Annotated in this window: 4 protein-coding genes; all 4 read right to left on the bottom strand. The window is 70.4% G+C overall.

Annotation, left to right across the window (positions count from 1 at the left end):
- The coding region (gene fliD / locus Q4I23_RS30470; RefSeq protein WP_498528699.1) for a flagellar filament capping protein FliD at positions 1-1,207 on the bottom strand (1,207 nt) is incomplete at its 3' end.
- A gap of 64 nt (positions 1,208-1,271) precedes the next feature.
- Positions 1,272-2,096: a flagellin gene (locus Q4I23_RS30465; protein ID WP_498528698.1), complete on the bottom strand. Its 825-nt coding sequence runs from the start codon at positions 2,094-2,096 to the stop codon at positions 1,272-1,274.
- A gap of 106 nt (positions 2,097-2,202) precedes the next feature.
- Positions 2,203-3,108 carry a flagellin family protein gene (locus Q4I23_RS30460; protein WP_498528697.1) on the bottom strand — a complete coding sequence of 302 codons (906 nt, stop codon included), beginning with the start codon at positions 3,106-3,108 and terminating at the stop codon, positions 2,203-2,205.
- A gap of 10 nt (positions 3,109-3,118) precedes the next feature.
- Positions 3,119-4,840: a flagellar hook-associated protein FlgK gene (gene flgK / locus Q4I23_RS30455; protein ID WP_498528696.1), complete on the bottom strand. Its 1,722-nt coding sequence runs from the start codon at positions 4,838-4,840 to the stop codon at positions 3,119-3,121.
- Between the last annotated feature and the right edge of the window lie 105 nt (positions 4,841-4,945).

Here is a 4,945-nt window from a genome sequence, read left to right as displayed (position 1 = left end):
TCTCCAGCCCGAGCAGCGTGCGCACCCCGTCGATGTCGCCGGTCAGGGCGGCGTTCAGCGCCGTCTCGTCCACTTTCAGCGTGTTGTCGCTGGCGAAGGTGATGCCCAGGCCGGCCAGCGACAGGGTGTCGCCGTCGTCCGTCGTCACCTTTGCGTCCAGGGCGTCGTAGACCGTCTTGGTGACCTGCCGCAGCAGGCTGTCCGCGAACAGGGTGGCGTCGCTGTCGGCGGTGCCGCTGCTGCCGACGGTCTGATGGCTCTGGGCGAAGGCGCGGAAGGCGTTGTAGGCGTCCACGAAGCCGGTGATCGCGCCCTTGATCGACGACAGGTCGGTGCCGATCTCCACTCCGATCGTCTGGCCGGGCAGCGCGGCGTAGAGGTCGAAGGTCAGCCCGTCGACGGCGTCGGCGATGGTGTTGCTGCTGCGCTCCACCCGCACCCCGTCCACGGTAATGACGGCGCTCTGCGCGGCCACCAGCTCGTTGGCGTAGCCGCCGTCCGCGTCGGTCAGGCCGAGGTCGGTCAGAACGCCGCTGCCGCCGTCATCGAGTGTGATCGCCTTGCCGGTGTCGTTGGCGGTGAGGATCAGCTGGTACTGGCTGTCCGTGACCTTCACGATGCTGGCGGTCACACCGCTGGTGGATTTCCGCGCGTTGATGGCGTCGCGGATGTCGGTCAGGGAATCCCCGGCCTCCACGTCGATGGACACGGCGGTGCCGCCCGCGACGCCCAGCGTGAGGGTGCCGGACTGGCCGAGCGCGGCGCCCTGGCTGGCGGTGGTCGCCGCACCGATCTTGTGGCGGGTGGCGAGCTGCTCCACGACGATGGAATAGGTGCCGGTCTCCGCCCCGTCCGCCGCGGTCACCGACAGCACGTCGCCCGCCGCGGTGGAGCCGCCGCCCGACAGATAGGCGGTGCGTTCCTCGAACAGGTTGCTGCCGGCGCCGGTCGAGACGCTGCGGTTGCGCAGCCCGTCCAGCGACGTGTTCACCGCCAGAAGCAGCGACTGCATGTCCTCGTAGGCGGCGATCCTGGCCTCGTTGGCAGTGATGGTCGTGTCGATGCGGTCGGCGCGGGACAGGCGCTTCTGCACCGATGCCTCGATCAACGCCGAATAGTCGATGCCCGTGCCCGACCCGCTGGCGATCAGCGACGAACTGCCGGTCGATGCGGCGGTCGAGGATGAGGTTGAGGACACCGTCGTCATGCGGGTCTCCGGGGACGGGAAGCCCTCTCCCCTCCGGGGAGAGGGAAGGAGTGGGTAAACAGCCTTACCGCAGCAGCGACAGCAGGTTCTGCGGCATCTCGTTGGCCTGGGACAGCACGGCGATGGCCGCCTGGGCCAGCACCTTGGTCGAGGCCAGCTCCGCCTGCTCCGCGGCGACGTCCACGTCCATGATCGCCGACTGCGCCGCCTCGGTGTTCTCGATGGAGGTGTCCAGCACCTGGCCGCGGAACTCGAAGCGGGAGATCAGGGCGCCCACGTCGGCCCGCGCGCTCGACAGCGTTTCCACCGCCGTGTCCAGCGCGGTCAGCGCGGCGCTCGCCGTGGCGGAGGTGCCGACGTCCAGCGTGCCGATGGACAGGCCGGTCGTGTTCACGTTGGCGATGGTGACGGTGATCTTGTCGGTGCTTTCCGTGCCGACGCGGAAATCCACGCCGCTGGCCCAGGCGCCGTTGCCGTCCAGCAGCGGGTCGTCGTTGAAGCGGGTGCCCGACGCGATGCCGTCGATCTCCTCGATGAGCTGCTGGAACTCGGCGTCCAGATAGCCGCGCTCGGTGTCGGTGACGGCGCCGGACAGCGACTGGGTGGCCAGCGAGCGCATGCGCTGCACGATGTCGGAGACGCGGGACATGCCGCCGTCCGCCGCCTGGAGGATCGAGGAGCCGTGCGAGGCGTTGGTCGCCGCCTGCTTCAGCACCGTGATGTCGGAGGTCAGCGAGGTGCCGACGGCCAGTCCCGCCGCGTCGTCCGACGCCTTGGTGATGCGCGAGCCGCTGGCGATCTTGGAGACCGAACTCGACTGGTTCTCGGAGTTGATGTTCAGGTAGCGCAGCGCGGAGTTCGCCGCCGTGTTGGTAGAGATGACGGGCATGATGTGCCTCCTGGTCGGAGCCTGATCGGATGGTGGGGCCGCCTGTGCATCAGCCCTCATTGCGTCTCACGTCCGGCGCGGCGAAAGCTGGCGCGGAATCTTTGGCTCAGAGGAAATCGGTCAGGTTGGTCTGCTGGAGGATCTTCATCAGGCTCATCGTCGATTCCAGGTTGGCCTGGAGCTGCGACAGCCGCGTCGTCGCCTCGGCGAGGTCGATGTTGCGGATGTCCTCGACGTGGGTCTGGAGGACGAGCTGCTCCTCCAGGTGGCGGTCGATGGTCCGCTCCAGCGTGGCGGAGGCGGAGCCGAGCTTGGTCTGCGCCACGGTCAGCCCGTCCGCCGCCGCGTCGGCGAGGTCGGACGCCTCGTCCACCAGGGCGCTGTCCACCGGGTCGGTCGCCATGTTGGCGATCAGGCTGATGGAGCGCAGCGCCTTCTCGATGGCCGGGTCGTCGGCGGTGACGCCGTACTGGACGATGAGGTCGTCGGCGGCCTGGAAGTAGGAGACGCTGCCGTCGCCCTTGTAATAGGTCGTGTCGGCGGTGGAGGGGCTGGTCGCCGCCGGCAGACCGTCCAGCGACACCGGCGCGCGGTCGGTGCGGCCCCCGGCGAACAGGTAGCGGCCTTCCTGCTGGGTGTTCAGCAGCCCGGCGAACTCCGTCATCAGGCCCTGCGCCTCGCTTTTGATGCCGTCCGCGGCGCCGCTCCCGGCCCCCTGAATGCTGGCGACGAGGCTGCGCACCCGGTTGGCGAGGTCGATCATCCCGCCGACGGCGTCGTGCATGGTCTGGATGCGCCCGTTGACCACCTCCCCCTCGTCGACGTAGCGCTCGGAGCGGCGGTAGTGGCTCTCCAAGTTGACGAGGCGCCCGCTGTCGCCGGCGATGCCCTTGTAATCGACCGACGCCTCGCCGGTCGCTGCCTGCACCTGGGCGGTGGCCACCCGTGACTCCGCCGCCAGCATGTAGCGGACGAGCTGGTTCTGGTGGTTGAAGGTCGCGATCCGTTCCATGCCGGCTCTCCTAGCGAACCAAATTCAGCGCCGTGTCGAACATCTCCTGCACCGCCTTCATGACCGCGGCGGCGGCCTGATAGGCGGATTGCAGGTTGCTGATCGCGGCGGTTTCCTCGTTGACGTTCACGCCGCTCTGCGAGGCCATCGTCGACTCCAGCCCGCCGGCGTAGGACTCTTGGTCCTCGTAGGCGGTGGCGGCGCGGGAGGCGGCGGTGGCCGCCCCCTGGATGATGGCGCCCGCATACTGGGAGAAGGTGCCCGTCCGCCCGGACAGGCCGCCCGCCGTGTCGAAGGACTGCGCCCCGGAGAAGGCCGTCCTCAGCGCCTGCGCCACCGAGCCCTCCCCCGCGGACAGCGCCGATCCGCCGGCGGCCAGCGTGGCGGAGGTGGAGAGCGCGCCGGTCGCCAGACGCCCGCTGTCCCGAGCGATCGCGTCGCTCACCCTGAGGTCGGCGGCGCCGGTGCCGGTCAGCAGGTCGTTCAGCCCGAAGCGGGCGGAGAAGCCCTGGCCGTCCGCCCCCGCCGTGCCGTCGCCGCCCAGGGCCACGCCGTTCGCGGCGTTGTCGGCCTGGATGACCAGCCGCCCCTGGGCGTCGAGTTGGGCCGAGAGCGAGTCCATAGCGTCGATGGCGTCCACCGCGTCCTGCACGGTGGCGTAGGCGGAGAGGTCGAGGTCCAGCACCTCCACCGCCGTGCCGTCCGCCGCCGTGACGGCGACGCGCAGCGTGCCGTTGCCGTTCAGCGCGTCGCCGCCCGTCACGCCGGCGCTGCCGGTCAGGGCGTTGGGCGGCGGGACGGCGGTGCCCTGGTTGTGGAGGACGTTCAGCGTGTCCTTCAGCGTCAGGGCCAGCTCGTCCAGCCGGGCCTGCTGCGCAGGCAGATCCTTGTCGCGGACCTGGATCAGCCCGCCCAGGGTGCCCGAGGAGACGGAGCCGGTGACGTCCTTCCCGTCGATGGTGATCGGGTTGAAGCTCGTCCTGGCGCCGACCGTGGTGGCGGGCGTGTAGGACAGCCGGTGCACCGCGGAGTCCAGCAGCGACGTGCCAGAGGATGTGGAGACCCGGACCATGCCGTTGGCGTCGGTCTGGTAGCGGATGTCGATGTCCCCGGCGAGGCTCTTGAGCGCGGTGTTGCGCTGGTCCTCCAGGTCGCCGGTGTCCTGGCCGAGCGCCTTGCCGGTCTGGATGCGGTCGTTGAGGTCCTTCAGCGTGTCGAGCGTGCCGTTGATGCGGGTCACCGTGTCGGCGATGGCGTGGTCGGCCTCGCCACGGAGGTCCCGCACCGCCTTGGCGGTGGAGCGCAGCGTTTCCGCCACCGCGGTCAGGTCGTCCACCGCCGCCGCCTTGGCGCTGCCGCTCTCCGGGGAGGTCGCCAGCGTGGCCAGGGTCTCGCCCAGCGTGTCGATGACCGAGCCCAGCGACGACGCGGATGTGGTGGCGCCCAGCCGCTCCTGGAAGCGGTCCAGATAGTCGCTGACCGTCCGGCTGAGGCCCAGGCCCGACTGCGCCGACACCAGCGACGTCAACAGGTAGCGGTCCACCGTGCTGCCGATGCCGGCGACCTCCACCCCGGTAAAGCCGACGGCGGTGTCGCTCGTCGTCGGCTTGGCGGTCTTGCGGGTGTAGCCTTCCGTGCCGGCGTTGGCGACGTTGGCCGAGGCGACCGCCATGCCCACCTCGTTGGTGCGCAGCGCGGAGGTGGCGATGCTGCCGGCGACGCGCAGGGACATGACGGATCTCCTCTGCGGCGGGTCAGGCGGTGACGGCGAGGTGCTTCGCGCCCGCCGCGCGACCGAGCGCCGCGTAGGAGCGCGCCGGGGCGGGGACGGCGGCGG

It is taken from the genome of Azospirillum sp. UFLA03-27 (genome assembly GCF_059803775.1).
The sequence above is the reverse complement of the archived record's forward strand: the minus strand, read 5'-3'. Positions and strand labels throughout refer to the sequence as shown.